This window comes from Streptomyces sp. NPDC001568 (assembly GCF_042893755.1).
Taxonomy (GTDB): Bacteria; Actinomycetota; Actinomycetes; order Streptomycetales; family Streptomycetaceae; genus Streptomyces.
Genome location: NZ_JBIAVF010000008.1, coordinates 202,606 through 217,006, shown reverse-complemented (window position 1 = coordinate 217,006; position 14,401 = coordinate 202,606). Strand labels below are relative to the sequence as shown.

The 14,401-nt window shown below is 74.9% G+C and carries 14 protein-coding genes; 6 read left to right on the top strand and 8 right to left on the bottom strand.

The window, feature by feature from the left end:
* The first annotated feature begins 133 nt into the window (after positions 1 to 133).
* Complete coding sequence (locus ACFY0I_RS17095; RefSeq protein WP_362876706.1) at positions 134 to 319, top strand: hypothetical protein; 186 nt, start codon at positions 134 to 136, stop codon at positions 317 to 319.
* A gap of 176 nt (positions 320 to 495) precedes the next feature.
* Entirely contained in the window at positions 496 to 1,341 is an 846-nt protein-coding gene (locus ACFY0I_RS17090; protein ID WP_388895891.1) for a glycosyltransferase family 87 protein, read from the top strand.
* Positions 1,342 to 1,615: 274 nt separating this feature from the next.
* Here ACFY0I_RS17090 and ACFY0I_RS17085 read toward each other — a convergent pair whose 3' ends face one another.
* The gene (locus ACFY0I_RS17085; protein ID WP_388895889.1) at positions 1,616 to 3,262 is read right to left on the bottom strand and encodes a DNA repair helicase XPB; all 1,647 of its coding nucleotides are present in this window, start codon (positions 3,260 to 3,262) and stop codon (positions 1,616 to 1,618) included.
* Between the two features lie 140 nt (positions 3,263 to 3,402).
* Here ACFY0I_RS17085 and ACFY0I_RS17080 point away from each other — a divergent pair, with 140 nt between their 5' ends.
* A complete protein-coding gene (locus tag ACFY0I_RS17080) occupies positions 3,403 to 3,879 on the top strand; it encodes an N-acetyltransferase (RefSeq protein WP_388895886.1) in 477 nt (158 codons plus the stop codon).
* A 92-nt stretch (positions 3,880 to 3,971) separates the two neighbouring features.
* On the opposite strand, the gene ACFY0I_RS17075 is transcribed toward ACFY0I_RS17080, so the two are convergent.
* Entirely contained in the window at positions 3,972 to 4,565 is a 594-nt protein-coding gene (locus ACFY0I_RS17075; RefSeq protein WP_388895883.1) for a DUF4291 domain-containing protein, read from the bottom strand.
* 511 nt (positions 4,566 to 5,076) lie between these two features.
* Positions 5,077 to 7,548 carry a helicase C-terminal domain-containing protein gene (locus tag ACFY0I_RS17070; RefSeq protein ID WP_388895881.1) on the bottom strand — a complete coding sequence of 824 codons (2,472 nt, stop codon included), beginning with the start codon at positions 7,546 to 7,548 and terminating at the stop codon, positions 5,077 to 5,079.
* 86 nt (positions 7,549 to 7,634) lie between these two features.
* On the opposite strand from ACFY0I_RS17070, the gene ACFY0I_RS17065 reads away from it, so the two are divergent.
* Together ACFY0I_RS17065 and ACFY0I_RS17060 are read left to right on the top strand one after the other, a co-directional pair.
* Complete coding sequence (locus tag ACFY0I_RS17065; protein WP_388895878.1) at positions 7,635 to 8,663, top strand: hypothetical protein; 1,029 nt, start codon at positions 7,635 to 7,637, stop codon at positions 8,661 to 8,663.
* Between the two features lie 277 nt (positions 8,664 to 8,940).
* On the top strand, positions 8,941 to 9,594 hold the full coding sequence (locus tag ACFY0I_RS17060; protein WP_388895875.1) for an HAD family hydrolase: 654 nt from the start codon (positions 8,941 to 8,943) through the stop codon (positions 9,592 to 9,594).
* A 102-nt stretch (positions 9,595 to 9,696) separates the two neighbouring features.
* Here the strand turns inward: ACFY0I_RS17060 and ACFY0I_RS17055 are convergent, their stop codons facing one another.
* Positions 9,697 to 9,951, bottom strand: a complete 255-nt coding sequence (locus ACFY0I_RS17055) for a hypothetical protein (protein ID WP_388895872.1) — start codon at positions 9,949 to 9,951, stop codon at positions 9,697 to 9,699.
* A gap of 199 nt (positions 9,952 to 10,150) precedes the next feature.
* On the opposite strand from ACFY0I_RS17055, the gene ACFY0I_RS17050 reads away from it, so the two are divergent.
* Positions 10,151 to 10,534 carry a cold-shock protein gene (locus ACFY0I_RS17050; protein ID WP_136225748.1) on the top strand — a complete coding sequence of 128 codons (384 nt, stop codon included), beginning with the start codon at positions 10,151 to 10,153 and terminating at the stop codon, positions 10,532 to 10,534.
* 70 nt (positions 10,535 to 10,604) lie between these two features.
* Here ACFY0I_RS17050 and ACFY0I_RS17045 read toward each other — a convergent pair whose 3' ends face one another.
* From ACFY0I_RS17045 to ACFY0I_RS17030, 4 genes are all read right to left on the bottom strand, one after another.
* Positions 10,605 to 11,462: a 1,4-dihydroxy-6-naphthoate synthase gene (locus tag ACFY0I_RS17045; protein WP_388895869.1), complete on the bottom strand. Its 858-nt coding sequence runs from the start codon at positions 11,460 to 11,462 to the stop codon at positions 10,605 to 10,607.
* Entirely contained in the window at positions 11,449 to 12,174 is a 726-nt protein-coding gene (locus tag ACFY0I_RS17040; protein ID WP_388895866.1) for a futalosine hydrolase, read from the bottom strand. Before ACFY0I_RS17040 ends, ACFY0I_RS17045 begins: the two co-directional genes overlap by 14 nt.
* Positions 12,175 to 12,187: 13 nt before the next feature.
* Positions 12,188 to 12,679 carry a DUF2771 domain-containing protein gene (locus ACFY0I_RS17035; protein WP_388895862.1) on the bottom strand — a complete coding sequence of 164 codons (492 nt, stop codon included), beginning with the start codon at positions 12,677 to 12,679 and terminating at the stop codon, positions 12,188 to 12,190.
* 121 nt (positions 12,680 to 12,800) lie between these two features.
* On the bottom strand, positions 12,801 to 14,174 hold the full coding sequence (locus tag ACFY0I_RS17030) for an MFS transporter (protein WP_388895859.1): 1,374 nt from the start codon (positions 14,172 to 14,174) through the stop codon (positions 12,801 to 12,803).
* Positions 14,175 to 14,401 lie beyond the last annotated feature (227 nt).

Below are 14,401 nucleotides of genomic sequence, written 5' to 3'. Positions count from 1 at the left end.
GTCATACCGGGGAGTGTCAGACCTGGGAGGGGGCCCCTAGGGGGTGGGGTGGGTCGTGAGGAGGACCGCGGGGGGCCGAATGTTCCCTCTGCGGAGCGATGTGGTGGGGGGCGGGAAAACGCACCATGGATACATGAGCACCGCAACCTTCACCCCGATCCAGGGCGGCCGCCCGAGCGGCGCCACCGCCACCTCCGACCATCGTTCCCGCTACCGCGTGGGCGACGTCCTGCGCGCAGCGAAGGTCTTCGCGGCGACCGCCGTGAGCGTGGTCGTCCTCGGCGAATACGCCGAGGACGCGGGCGTCATACGCCGCTGACCGGGCGGCGCGGGCGCCGGTCGGTGGACCCGGGTACCGGTTCCTGGCTCCCGGCCGGTGCGTTCGTGACGGCTCCGGGGCGGTTGCTCGGTCGGCGGGGCCTCGGGCCGGGTTTTTGGTCGGGGCGTGGCCGGATCCCGGTGGGAGCTGGATGCTGATCCACTAGGGTCACGCGCGTGACCCGCAGCTCTGATCCCGCCCGCTTGCCGTCGCCCCTTGTCGGCCTGCTGGTCACGGGCTCGCTGCTGGCCCTGGGAGTGCTGTGCATCGCCCTGCGCCTCCCGATGGCCGAGGCCCTCGTCAACGGCATGTCCGCCGCCGAGTGGCATCCTCCCGCCGGCTATCCGCCGTTCGCGGCGATCCTGTTCACGCCGGCCGCGTGGCTGCCGTCCGGGGTGCTGAAGGTCGTGCTGCTCCTCGGCAACGCCTGCCTGCTCGCCCTGCTGATCCTGCTTTCCTGCCGCCTCGCGGGGCTGAGGGCGCGGCCCGGGCCGGTGCTGGCCGCCACCATCGGCGGGCTGTGGCTGGAGCCGCTGTTCCAGGGTCCGGTGGCCGGTCAGATCAACCTGGCGCTCGCCTGCCTGGCCGTCTGGGACCTGGGCCGGGCGCGCAGCGCCCTCGGCAGGGGCTTCGCGCTGGGCATCGCCGCCGGGATCACGCTGACGCCGGCGGTCTTCATCCCGTACCTGCTGCTGACCGGCCGGATCCGGAGCGGGCTCACGGCCCTGGCGGGGTTCACCGGGACCGCCCTGCTCGGCCTGTTGGTGCTCCCGCAGGCCTCCGCCGACTTCTGGGCCCGCCACCTCCCCGGCACCAGCCGCGACCTGCTGCACCACTGGCCCCACCTGTGGGTGTGGGCCGTACCGCTGCTGACCGTGGCCTCCACGGTCCTCATGCACCGCCGCGCCCGTCACCCCGCCCCCGCCCCGGCCCCGACATCCCTCCCGATCCCCGGCACGCGCCCCGTCCCGGCGCCGATCCCGGCGCCCGTTCGGGACGAGGCTCCCGCCCGGTCGTGGTGACCCGCAGGCCGGCCGTAGCGGGCCGCGTGGACCGGGCAGGGGCCGGCCCTACCCCAACCGGCCCGTGCGGCCCGGGTAGTCGACCGGATCGGTTCGTGCCGAGCGGCCCGTGTGGATCGGCCCTCGCCGAGCGGCCCGTGCCGAGCGGCCCGTGTGGATCGGTTCGTGCCGAGCGGGCAGGTCGGTCGTGCCGGCCCGTGGAGTCGCGGGCGGGGCGGGGGCGCCGGGCGGTCGGGTCGTTGGGGTGCCCCGGGTGCCCAGGGGGCGCGGGTGGTCAGTCGTCGGCGAGGAGCTCGTCGGCGTCCAGGATGCGGTAGGCGTAGCCCTGTTCGGCGAGGAAGCGTTGGCGGTGGGCGGCGAAGTCCTGGTCGATCGTGTCGCGCGCGACGACCGAGTAGAACCGCGCCTCGTGCCCGTCCGCCTTCGGGCGCAGTACCCGGCCGAGGCGCTGGGCCTCCTCCTGCCGGGAGCCGAAGGTGCCGGACACCTGGATGGCGACGGTGGCCTCGGGCAGGTCGATGGAGAAGTTCGCGACCTTCGAGACGACCAGCACGCTGATCTCGCCCTCGCGGAACGCGTTGAACAGCTTCTCGCGCTGCGCGTTGGACGTCTCGCCCTTGATGACGGGCGCGTCCAGGTGTTCGCCGAGCTCGTCGAGCTGGTCGATGTACTGCCCGATGACCAGCGTCTGCTCGCCCTGGTGCTTGCGCACCAGCGCCTCGGTCACCTTCCGCTTCGTCGCGGTCGTCGCGCAGAAGCGGTACTTCTCCTCCGTCTCGGCGGTCGCGTACGCGAGCCGCTCCGACTCGGTGAGGTTGACCCGGACCTCGACGCAGTCGGCCGGCGCGATGTAGCCCTGCGCCTCGATCTCCTTCCACGGCGCGTCGAAGCGCTTCGGCCCGATGAGGGAGAAGACGTCGGACTCGCGGCCGTCCTCGCGGACGAGCGTCGCGGTCAGACCGAGCCGGCGGCGGGCCTGGAGGTCGGCGGTGAACTTGAAGACCGGCGCGGGCAGCAGGTGGACCTCGTCGTAGAGGATCAGTCCCCAGTCCCGGGAGTCGAACAGCTCCAGGTGCGGGTAGATGCCCTTCCGCTTCGTCGTCAGGACCTGGTACGTGGCGATCGTGACGGGCCGGATCTCCTTGCGGGTGCCGGAGTACTCGCCGATCTCCTCCTCCGTCAGCGAGGTCCGCTTGACCAGCTCGTGCTTCCACTGGCGGGCCGAGACGGTGTTGGTGACGAGGATCAGCGTGGTCGCCCGCGCCTTGGCCATGGCACCGGCGCCGACCAGCGTCTTGCCCGCACCACAGGGCAGCACGACCACGCCGGAGCCGCCGTGCCAGAAGCCCTCGACGGCCTGCTGCTGGTAGGGGCGCAGCGCCCAGCCGTCCTCGACGAGGTCGATCGGGTGGGCTTCGCCGTCGACGTACCCGGCGAGGTCCTCGGCGGGCCAGCCCAGCTTGAGCAGGGTCTGCTTGATCTGGCCGCGCTCGGAGGGGTGCACCGCGACGGTGTCGGGGTCGAGCCGGGCGCCGACCAGCGGGGCGACCTTCTTGGACCGCAGGATCTCCTCCAGCACCGGACGGTCGGTGCTGGTCAGGACCAGTCCGTGCACGGGGTGCTTGGACAGGGTGAGGCGGCCGTAGCGGGCCATGGTCTCGGCGACGTCGACGAGCAGCGCGTGCGGGACGGGGTAACGGGAGAACTCGACGAGCGCGTCGACGACCTGCTCGGCGTCGTGCCCGGCGGCCCGGGCGTTCCACAGGCCGAGCGGGGTGATCCGGTAGGTGTGGATGTGCTCGGGAGCCCGCTCCAGCTCGGCGAACGGGGCGATGGCGCGGCGCGCGGCCCCGGCGAGCTCGTGGTCGACCTCCAGGAGGAGGGTTTTGTCGCTCTGGACGATGAGTGGGCCTGAGTTCACGGGAGCACCTTTCCGTTCGGCCAAACCTCCAGTGTGCCGCATGGCCAGCGGTTTCAGGGTGGTGAGGGCGTAGGCGCGGGCGCGGGCGGGGCGGTGAAAACGGGCCGGCACCCGGTCCGGGTGGTGCGTACGTTCCGGGTATGGATGACGATCAGCAGGGTTTCGGGTTCGTACCGGACGGCTTCGAGGCGCCGCGCGCGCTCGCCGGGGACGGCTTCCGGTTGGAGCCGCTCGGGCCGCAGCACAACGAGCGGGACCTCGCCGCGTGGAGCGGGAGCATCGCGCACGTCCGCGCGACCGCCGGGTTCACGGGCGGCTGGCCGCCGGCGGAGGGCATGAGCGCCGAGGCGAACCTCGCCGACCTGGTGCGGCACGCGCGCGACTTCGAGGAGCGGCGCGGGTTCACGTACAGCGTGCTGGAGGGCGCGGGCGCGGGCGAGGTCATCGGCTGCGTGTACGTGTACCCCGGCAAGGAGGAGCCGGGGCGGGTGCGCGTCAGTTCCTGGGTACGGGCCGATCGGGCGTACCTGGACGCGCTCGTGCGCGCGGCGGTGAGCCGGTGGCTCCGCGAGGCGTGGCCGTTCGACGCGGCGCGGATCGACTACGCGGGTCGCTGAGGCGGGGGAGGCGGGCCGGCGGCGGGTGGGGGCCTGCGGGGGCCCGGGCCGGTCGGTCGGGCGCGGGGCCTGAGGGGGACCGGGCCGGTCGGTCAGGCGCCGAGGTGGGGCAGGGGTCCGGCCGGGTACGGGGTTTCGGCGGGGAGGAGGGCGCGGGCGTCCTCGTCGTGGCCGGACCGGACCAGGGCGTGGAGCCGCCGGGCCAGGGGGGTGACGTCGCGGATCGATACGGTCCACTCGTCGGCGTAGGCGCGGGAGGCGGAGCCGGACAGACCGAGTTGCAGGGAACGGTGGGGCAGCGGGTTCAGGCGTACGTCGCGCTCGGGGTCCCACTGGACGCGCGCCGGCGCGGAGGCCAGGGACTGCCGCCAGGTCTCCCGGTCCGGATGGATGCCCGGCGCGTAGTGCGACAGACAGGCCTCGGACAGCGCCCGGTCGAAGCCCTCGCGGGTGATCTCGATCGCCAGCACCGTCTCCTGGTCGGCCTTGGTGGCCCAGCCGCAGCGGTACATCATCCACAGGAACGACGGCTTGATCCACGTCATGCGGTCGCGCTTCCAGGCGGGAGGGAAGCGGTTGTCGCGGGCGGCGGGGGTTCCCAGGTGGGGGGAGTAGGCCTGGTACACCGTCACGGTGGTGGCGGTGTGGGTGGCGCGGATCCGGCGGGTCGGGGGTGGGGTGGGCATGTCGTCACCCTGCCGGAGCGGTGGGCGTGTGGCCACCGGGTTTCGGGTCGGGCGGATTCCTCCGGGGGCGGGGTGGTGCCGCTGCGCGGGGCGTGTCCCCGCCCCGCCCTTCCTCCGTTCCCCGGGCTGCGCCCGGACCCGTGCGGGTGCGGCGCCGTTGCCGGGGGCGCTGCCCCCGGACCCCCGCGCCTCAAACGCCGGCGGGGCTGGGGTGGGCAAGCGCCGGTGGGGCCGGGGTCGGCAAGCGTGGGCGGGCCGGGGTCGGCAAGCGTGGGCGGGCCGGGGTCGGCAAGCGTCGGTGGGCCTGGGGTGGGTGAACGTCGGCGGGGCTGGGGTGGGCAAGCGCCGGCGGGCCTGGGGTGGGCAAGCGCCGCCGGGCCTGGGGTGGGCAAGCGTCGGTGGGCCTGGGGTGGGTGAACGCCGGCGGGGCCGGGGTGGGGTGCGGGTCTTCGTGCCTCAAGCGTCGGCAGGGTGGGGTGGGACCCCCGGCGGGCCGGGGCGTCCCCGGGTGTCAGACCTGGTCCTCCGCCAGTTCCGCCACGCCCGTGATGCGGTGCAGGGCGTACGTGCGGACTTCGTCCGCCGTGTGGTCGTAGCCGGTGACGAAGCCGCCTTCGACGCGGACCGGGGCGATGACGCGTTGGCTTGCCGCGCCCTCCGCGTTCACGTAGCCGATCCACACCGCCGAGCCCGTCAGGGCCGCCGCCTGGACCGTCGCCAGGGTTTCCGCAGCGCTCGTGCGCGGGAGTTCGCCGGCCGCCGGGGGCGGGGAGCCCGCCGCCGAGGCGGGTTCCTTGCGGACGGCCGTCGCCGCGAGGTCGCCCGCGCGGATGGCCCGTACGGCCGCGCCCAGCAGCGTCGCGTCCGGGACCGGCGGCCCGTCCGGGACCGGGACCGGCGCCGAGCGGGCCGGGGTGCGGTGGGCGTCGGCGCGCGCCACCAGGACGTCGCCGGTACGGGACTCCGCGGCCGGGGCGTAGCCCATCGCCCGCAACCCGTCGAGCAGCGCCCCCGGTTCGGCCTGCGCGGCCAGGACGGTCGGCGCGAGGCGGCGCAGCCCGAGTCCGGCGGACCGCTTGTCGGCGAGGATCTCGTTCAGCATGCCGTCGTCGTCGCAGCGCACGTACGAGGAGGCCGCGCCGACGCGCAGGTGTCCGTGCCGTCTCGCCACGTCGTCGATGAGGTACGAGAGCGGCTGCGGTACGGGGGTGCGGCTGTGCTCGGCGAGGAAGGCGTGCAGGTCGACGGCGGTGTGTCCGGCGTCCAGGGCCCGGCGCACCGAACCGGGGGTGAAGCGGTACACGGTCGCCCCGCCCTTGGACTCGACGTCGGCGAGCACGGCCAGGGTGTCGCCGAGCGGGCGGCGCAGCGGGCCGGGGGCGACCGCCGTCAGGTCGGCCTGGAGCAGGACGTGGTCGACCGGCTCGGGCAGCTGCGGGGCCAGCAGCGGCGCCGGGTCCCGGTGCTCCAGCAGGGCGCGGCCGAACGCGCTGATCGCGCCGCGACCGGTGACGCCGAGGACCTCCGACTCGGTCAGCGTCCAGTGCGCGAGGCGGGCCCGCAGGTCGCTGGTGCCGCGGACGGGGCGCTCCCAGGCGAGCCGGTCCAGCAGCGCGTCCGGGTCGGGTGAGCCGCCCTCGGGCAGTTCGGCGATGAGGTTCAGGACGCGGCGGCGCACCTCGGGCGCCGCCGAGCGGTCGAGTTCCGGGCCGAGCGTCGACAGGGTGCGCCCCTTGGCGTCCTGCTCGCCGACGAGTCCGGCCGTGCGGGTGGCCGGCAGCCAGGCCGCGGCCAGCACCGACCACCGTTCGGCGGGCGGCAGTTCGCACCAGTCGTCGAAGGCCGGAGTCGGCGCGTACCGCTCGTCGGCCTCGCCGTCGCTCGCCAGCAGCCCGGCCGCGTAGGCCAGTTCGATCCAGAACGCCGCCGACGGCTCGGTGGTGTCCAGTGCTGTCGCCGCCCGCTTGAGGTCCCGTACGGCGAGTCCGCCGGCCCGCAGGACGGCCGGCCCGGCGTGCTCCCAGGACTTCACGAGTTCCTCGACGGTGTCCAGCGCGGCCAGTGCCTGACCGGCCGCGTTCGCGTCCACAAGCTGTGGACGGTGCTCGCGGCGCGCGCCGACCGGCGGAGCCAGCGGGGCCGTGAGCCGGTGCGCCAGCCCGCCGCGCAGGTGCAGCGCCACCTCGCGGGGCAGCACGACCGTCCGCGCCGAGGCGGGCAGCAGCAGACCCCGGTCGCGCAGCCAGCGCACCGGCGCCGTCGGCTGCGGGGTCACCTCCCCGTACGGCGGCCCCCACACGAGTCGCCCGAGGACCTGGTGGGCCTCCGCCGGGGCTTCGTCCAGCAGCGCCGACATCCGCTCCGGGTCGGTGAACAGGCCGGTCAGGGCGGTCACGGCGGACACCGCGTCGTGGGTGGCGGGCAGCCCGAGGGCCGCCACGATCTCCTGGATCCGCGTCGGCGACATGCCGGCCGTCGCCTCGGACACCGTCGGCCCGAGACCGGTCGGCGAGGGTCGCTGCGCGGACGGCGCGAGCAGCTCCCGGGCGGTGCGCACCAGCCGCAGCCGCTCCTCGTCGCCCCACACCAGGGCCTGGTCGCGCAGCGTGCCGAGGGCCCGCGGCAGTTCGGCGCGGGCCGCCTCGTTCTCGCCGCCCGTCAGCAGCGACTCCAGCACCGGGTACGGGCACGGGTCGGGCGCCACCGCGAGGGCCTCCGCCGTCTGGAGGGCGAACCGGTCCAGCCGGTCCAGGGCGCGCACGACCGACGCGCGTGTCCCGGCGCGGGTGGCCAGCTGGGTGACGTCGCCGGGCACCGGGTTCAGCAGGTCCGGGCGCGCGTGCAGCAGGGCGGTGAGCCCCACGTCGTCACGGGCGCGCAGCGCCTCGGCGAGGGAGCGCGGGGCATTTCCCGCAGCGGTGCTTGCCTCGGGCACGGTGGTCGCCTCCTGGTCGCGCCGGCCGGTCCGTCGGCCGGTCCCCATCCGGTCAACGGTATCCGCTGCGCCGACGGCCGCTCCACGGGCGCACGCGCTACCTTCGGGGCAGGCGGGACGTGAGGAGCCGGGGCGTGGGGATCGAGAGCGACCATCTGGTCTACGAATATCTGAGCCGGGTCGGGGACTTGGCGCAGCGGCGGCAGTTGTCGTCGGGTGACCGGATGCGGCTGGTGTCGGGGCTCCGGGACGAGATCGACCGTCGGCGCGCCAAGTACGAACCGGAGACCCCGGCGGCCGTACGGCGCATCCTGGAGCGGCTCGGCACGCCGGAGGAGCTCCTGGACACCGTGGGCCGGCCGGCCCGCGCCGCCGGGTCCGCCGCGGGCTCCGTCCCGACGGCCGCGCCGCAGGCCGTTCCGGTCCAGCGGGGGCGGCTGCGGCGCAGGCCCGCCCCGCAGCCGGCGCAGGAGCCGCGGAACGTGCCGCCGCACCTCGCCGGTCTCGACGAACTCGGCACCCCCGACGGCGTCGAACCCGACTGGTGGCGCGTCGGGCCGGGCGCGGCGGCGCTCGGTTCGGGGCCGCAGGTCGACGGCTTCGCGGGCGGCATCGAGTTCCCGGACTTCCTCCGCCGCCCCGGCGGCGAGGACGGGGACGAGGACGGGGACGGCGAGCGGGACGGCGACGATCCCGCGGCGCCGGCCGGCTCGTCGCCGTCCCGGACGCGCCGGGTGGTACGGGTCCTGCGGGCCCGGCGGGAACGCCGTCGGCAGCGCAAGGCCGCCGCGGTCGCCCCCGAGGCGGTGGCGGCGGCGCCCGGGCGTACCCGCCCGCACGCGTTCCTGCTGCTGGCGGCGGCGCTGCTCGCCGCGGGGGCGCTCACCGGGTACTGGATGCTGATCGCCCTCGGCTGGTTGGTGGCGTACGGGTCCCGCGTGCTCGGGCCGTCCGAACGCAAGTGGGTCGTCTTCGGCCTGCCCGGCGGGATCTTCACCGGGGCGGTGCTCTGGCTGTGGGGGCGGCGGGCGGGCCGCTGGGGCGAGGAGCTCGCCGATGACGGGATGGCCGCCGCGTTCCAGGGCATGTGGCCGGGCGTGATCCGTTGGGCCGCCGTCGCGACGGCGCTGTACCTGCTGTGGCGCTCGCGCCGCCGCCGGTAGCCCGCGACGGTTCGGCGGGGGTGCGGCGGGGCCCGGTTCGCGGCTGTGCGGGCGCCGTCGCGGGGTCTGCGGCCCCGGACCCCCGGCGCCCCGAACGCCGGCGGGGCAGGGTGCGGGGGCGATGCTTGGTTCTGCCACGCATTTCGGTGCGGCGATGGAGAACGTCTTGAATGCCGCCCCAGACCGTGGGGTGGAATGTGCCGAGATTTCATGCTCTGGAAAGGGAAAGCTAAGTCCACGTTCCGTTTAGCGGGACGCGCCTCGGCACAATGGAGGCATGACCTCCCACCCCCACACCATGATCCAACCCGCCCCTCTGACGGTCGGGTTCGACCTCGACATGACCCTGATCGACTCCCGTCCCGGCATCCGGGCCACCTACCAGGCACTGTCGGCGGAGACGGGTGCCTTCATCGACGCCGACGAGGCCGTCACCCGGCTCGGGCCGCCGCTCGAGGAGGAGCTCGCGTACTGGTTCACCGACGCGGAGATCCCCGCGATGCGGGACCGCTACCGGGAGATCTACGTCGAGCACGCCATCGAGCCGACCCCCGCGATGCCCGGCGCCCGCGAGGCCATCGCCGCCGTCCAGGCGCTCGGCGGTCGTGCCATCGTTGTCACCGCGAAGAACGAGCCCAACGCCCGCCACCACCTGGCGCACCTCGGCATCGAAGCCGACGCCGTCATCGGCTGGCTGTGGGCGGAGGCCAAGGCGGAGGCCCTGCGCGAGTACGGCGCGCAGGTCTACGTCGGCGACCACGTCGGCGACGTGCGCGGCGCCCGCACGGCCGGCGCGCTGTCCGTGGCGGTGCCCACCGGCCCCTGCTCGGAGGCCGAACTGCGCGCCGCCGGCGCGGACGTCGTCCTCGCCGACCTCACCGCGCTGCCGCAGTGGCTCGCGGAGTACGACCGGGCGCGCGCCGCGGCCTGAGCCGCGCACCGGCCGGAGAACCACCGGCCCGGAGGAGCATCGGCCCGAGGCGCGCACCGGTGGGGGACCGGTCGCGGCCCGGGACCGGCCGCGCGGCAGCCGTCAGGCGGCCTGGGAAGCCCGGGCCGCCTTTCGCTGCGCCGCGGCCGAGCGGAACACGCCCGCCGCGGAGATCGCGAAACCGACGCCCATGAGCATGCACACCGCCCACGCGTACGACGGGAACGGGTCGGTGTCCAGGAACAGCGGGGCCATCGTCACGAGGGTCGCCACGGCGCCGGCGATGAACACGATGCCGCCGGCCTTGACGAGTCCGTCGCCGGGCCGGGCATCGTCGGGCTGAGGAGTAACAGTCACCCGACCAGGGTAGTTCCCTGGCCGACGCAGTGAACCGGAAGGACGGCGGAAGGGCCCCGGGGAAGGACCGGGGAACGTCTTGTCACCCGTTTCTGGACCATTAGCCTGGAGGAGGCGGGTCGAGGACCTGCCGCACTGCTATCCGGAGCCGCACATCCCGGCCGACCGGACCCGACGAGCACAAGGACAGAGGACGGACGTGCCTACCGGCAAGGTGAAGTGGTTCAACAGCGAGAAGGGCTTCGGCTTTCTCTCCCGCGACGACGGCGGTGACGTCTTCGTCCACTCGTCGGTGCTCCCCGCCGGGGTCGACGCGCTCAAGCCCGGCCAGCGCGTCGAGTTCGGTGTCGTCGCGGGACAGCGCGGTGACCAGGCACTTTCGGTGACGGTGCTGGATCCGGCGCCCTCGGTCGCGGCCGCGCAGCGCCGCAAGCCCGACGAGCTCGCGTCGATCGTGCAGGACCTGACGACGCTGCTGGAGAACATCACGCCCATGCTGGAGCGCGGTCGCTACCCCGACAGGGTGCACGGCACGAAGATCGCCGGGCTGCTCCGCGCGGTGGCCGACCAGCTCGACGTCTGAGCCCACGTCCGACCCCGGTGCCCCGCCGCTCGAACGAGCCGCGGGGCACCGGCGCGCGCGGCCCGGGACGCTACGGGAAGGCGAGCGCGTCCGCGGGGATGGCCGGAACAAGACCCTCGGCAGCGGCCCTGGTCAGCAGCCCGCGGACGGCCGCGTACCCGGCGTCGCCGAGGTCCGCGGTGAACTCGTTGACGTACAGCCCGATGTGCTGGTCGGCGACCGCCGGATCCAGTTCCTGCGCGTGCGCCCGCACGTACGGGCGGGACGCCTCCGGGTCCTCCCACGCCATCCGGACCGACGTCCGGGCCGCCCCGGCCAGCGCCCGCAGCGTCTCGGCGCCCAGCGAACGCTTCGCGATGATCGCGCCGAGCGGGATCGGCAGGCCCGTCGTGGACTCCCAGTGCTCGCCCATGTCCGCCAGGCAGTGCAGCCCGTAGTCCCGGTAGGTGAACCGGGCCTCGTGGATGACCAGTCCGGCGTCCACCCGGCCGTCCCGGACGGCCGGCATGATCTCGTGGAACGGCAGCACGACCACCTTCCCGACGCCCTCGGGCAGCACGTCGGCCGCCCACAGCCGGAACAGCAGGTAGGCGGTGGACCGTTCGCTCGGCACGGCCACGGTCTTCCCGGTCAGGTCCACGCCCGGCTCCCGGGTCAGCACCAACGGACCGCAACCGCGCCCCAGGGCCCCGCCGCAGGGCAGCAGGGCGTACTCCTCCAACACCCAGGGCAGGACGGCGTACGACACCTTCAGCACGTCCAGTTCGCCGCGCTCGGCCATGCCGTTGGTGACGTCGATGTCGGCGAAGGTCACGTCGAGGGCGGGCGCCCCCGGCACCCGGCCGTGCGCCCACGCGTCGAAGACGAACGTGTCGTTCGGGCAGGGCGAGTAGGCGATGTCCAGCGTCGGACGGTCACCGGTGCTCATGTCGTTCTCCCCAGTTGACGAGTACGGGCCCCAGCGCGCGGAAGCCGTCGGCGAGTGCGGCCAGGGCCTCCCCGATGCGCCAGGCGGAACGGTCGCGCGGCCCGACGGCGTTGGACACGGCACGGACCTCCAGGACCGGCAGCCCGTGCGCGGCGGCGGCCTCCGCCACCCCGAAGCCCTCCATGGCCTCCGCGCCGGCGAGGGGGTGCCGGGCGGCGAGTTCGGCTGCGCGGGCGGCGGTCCCGGTGACGGTCGACACGGTCAGTACGGGGGCGAGGAGGGCCCCCGTGGCCTCCGCGGCGGACGCGGCCAGCTCGGCGGGCGGCAGGTGCACGCTGTGGCCGAAGCCGAGTTCCGTGACGGTGAGGAACCCGTCGGGGGTCGCGGCGCCCAGATCGGCGGCGACGAGCGCGTCGGCGACCACCAGCGAGCCGAGCGGGGCGGCGGGCGCGAACCCGCCGCCGATGCCGGCGGAGATGACGAGGGAATAGTCGGCCAGCGCGAGCGCGGTGGCCGTGGCGGCCGCGGCTGCGGCCGGGCCGACACCGCCGACGAGCACGTCGACGGCGAGACCGGGCAGGTCCCGGCGGGTGATGAGGTACCCGCCGGGCAGCGTGCGCGGCTCCGGGGTGACCGGGTCCGGATGAGGGGTGAGACCGGCGGCCGCGGATTCTGCCTCCGCGGCCACCGCGGTCACGACGAGCGCGCGCACGGGATGCCCCCGGCTACTTCAGCTTGAGCTTGAACGACCAGATGGCGAGCGGCTTGCCGTCCTTGCCCACCTGGACGAAGCCGAGCATCTTCGAGGCGGGAGCCTCGCCCTGGCCGCCGGTCGCGAAGACGTCGGCGCCCTGGAAGCTGCGGTAGGTGTTGGAGGACGGCTCGGTGATCGGCTGTCCGTCGAGGACCGCCTGCCACTGGTTGCCGTCCTCGACGACCTCCGGCTCGACGCCGAGGCGCAGCGTGTCGCCGCGGCCGTACTCGATGGTCTTGGCGTTCTTCAGGTTCGTCAGGCACTCCTGGACGCGGTCCATGGAGAGGTCCTTGCCGTCGGCGCGGCAGTCGGACTCCGCGGAGACGGTGGAGGTGCCGACGGTCACGGTCGCGAGCGGGGTCGGCTTGTCCCCGCAGGCGGAGAGGAGGAGGAGGCCGGCGGACACGGCTCCGAGGGCCGCGACGCTGCGGCGGGCCCTACCCGGGAAAAGCGGTGCGGTCATGAGCCGAAGGCTATCGGGCCGGTGGGCCGCGCCGCTGCATGGGGTCCTGCGGGTCGGCCGCCGGCCGGCCGGGCGGGTGCCGGGTGGGCTCGCGCGCCGCCGTCGGCGACCCCGGCCCCGCTCATGCCACGCGGGGGTGGGTGGTGCTCCTCGGGTGGGGGGTGAGGGCGCCGCGCAGGGCCATCGTGGTGCCCAGGGCCACCACCACCGCCGCGACGGCCATGCCCAGTACGCCGTTCAGCGGTAGGACGATGCCGATCGCGCCGCCCAGGACCCACGCCACCTGGAGCAGGGTCTCCGAGCGGGCGAAGGCCGAGGTGCGGACGGACTCCGGGATGTCCCGTTGGATCATCGCGTCCAGGGACAGCTTCGCGAGGGCCTGGCAGAAGCCCGCCGTCGCGCCCAGGACCGCCACCATCGCCCCGCTGAACAGGACCGCGGAGATCACCGCCACGCCGAGCGTCAGGCACAGCACCGTCGCGATGATCGCTTCCGGGGCCCGCGCCCGCAGCCACGCCCCGACGGCCGTGCCGCAGGCGTTGCCCAGGCCCGCCGAGACGCCGACGACCGCCAGCGACACCGCCGCGCTCTGCCCGGCGAGCGGGTGCTCCCGCAGCAGGAACGCCAGGAAGAAGATGAGGAAGCCCGACAGGGCCCGCATCGACGCGTTGGCCAGCAGCCCGCAGAGCACCGGGCGGCTGATCGTCCGCAGGCCCGGGCGTCGCGAGTGCGCCTCGTGCGTGGAGAGCCGGGCGCGGCGTTCGCCCTTCGCGTCGTCCACCTTGTGCGGCAACTGGAACGCCGCGAACGTCCCCCACACGAAGATCGCGCAGGCGCCGTACAGCGGCCAGGGCGGGCCGATCGTGTGCAGGCCGGCCCCGATCGGCGCGGCCGCGCCGGTGGCCAGCAGGCCCGCCAGGGTGACCCGGGAGTTCGCCTTGACCAGGGAGAACCCCGGTGGGAGCAGTCGGGGGACGACGGCGCTGCGGACCACCCCGTACGCCTTGGACGCCACGAGCACGCCCAGCGCCGCCGGGTACAGCTCCAGGCCGCCCGTCGCCACGGCGCCCGACATCGTCAGCGCCAGCAGCGCCCGCGCCAGCATCGCCGCGGCCATCGCCGCCCGCCTGCCGTGCGGCAATCGGTCCAACAGCGGGCCGATCACCGGGGCCAGCAGGGTGAAGGGGGCCATGGTGATGGCCAGGTACAGGGCCACTCGGCCGCGCGCCTCGTCCGTGGGGACGGAGAAGAACACCGTCGAGGCCAGCGCCACCGTGATCATCACGTCGCCGGCGCCGTTGATGGCGTGCAGTTCGATCAGCCGGCCGAGGCCCGATTCGCCCGCCCCGTGCGCGTGCGTGGCGCGCCGGATCCCGCGCGCCGTACCGGTGATGGGGAGGTGCAGGGCACGCCCGACAGCCCGGCCGGCCCGCTTGGCCGGTCCCGAGCCGTCATCGGACGACCGTGCGGGTGCCACGTGGCCATAGTGCCCCACTCGGCCCTCCCGGACCCCTCCCGGCACGTCCCGGGTAGCGGCGTCGTCCGCGAATCGGACCTCGCATGTGGGACGAAGGCTCCGGAGGAGGTAGCGTGCGTAGCGCGCCACCGGCGGTTGCTCTTGGCCGCGCGCCTCTTCGCGATCCCGCAGAATGGATCGCAGTGGGGTGCGCCCGAGGCCGATCGGGCGCGGACGTCGACGCGGCCCCCTGGTCCGCTCCGCCC

Bases quoted from the DNA above. Each gene is read 5' to 3' on its own strand.
- ACFY0I_RS17045 (WP_388895869.1), bottom strand. From the start codon at position 11,462: ATGAGCACCGGTGACCGTCCGACGCTGGACATCGCCTACTCGCCCTGC.
- ACFY0I_RS17095 (WP_362876706.1), top strand. From the start codon at position 134: ATGAGCACCGCAACCTTCACCCCGATCCAGGGCGGCCGCCCGAGCGGC.
- ACFY0I_RS17080 (WP_388895886.1), top strand. From the start codon at position 3,403: ATGGATGACGATCAGCAGGGTTTCGGGTTCGTACCGGACGGCTTCGAG.
- ACFY0I_RS17070 (WP_388895881.1), bottom strand. From the start codon at position 7,548: ATGGGGACCGGCCGACGGACCGGCCGGCGCGACCAGGAGGCGACCACC.
- ACFY0I_RS17060 (WP_388895875.1), top strand. From the start codon at position 8,941: ATGACCTCCCACCCCCACACCATGATCCAACCCGCCCCTCTGACGGTC.
- ACFY0I_RS17035 (WP_388895862.1), bottom strand. From the start codon at position 12,679: ATGACCGCACCGCTTTTCCCGGGTAGGGCCCGCCGCAGCGTCGCGGCC.
- ACFY0I_RS17075 (WP_388895883.1), bottom strand. From the start codon at position 4,565: ATGCCCACCCCACCCCCGACCCGCCGGATCCGCGCCACCCACACCGCC.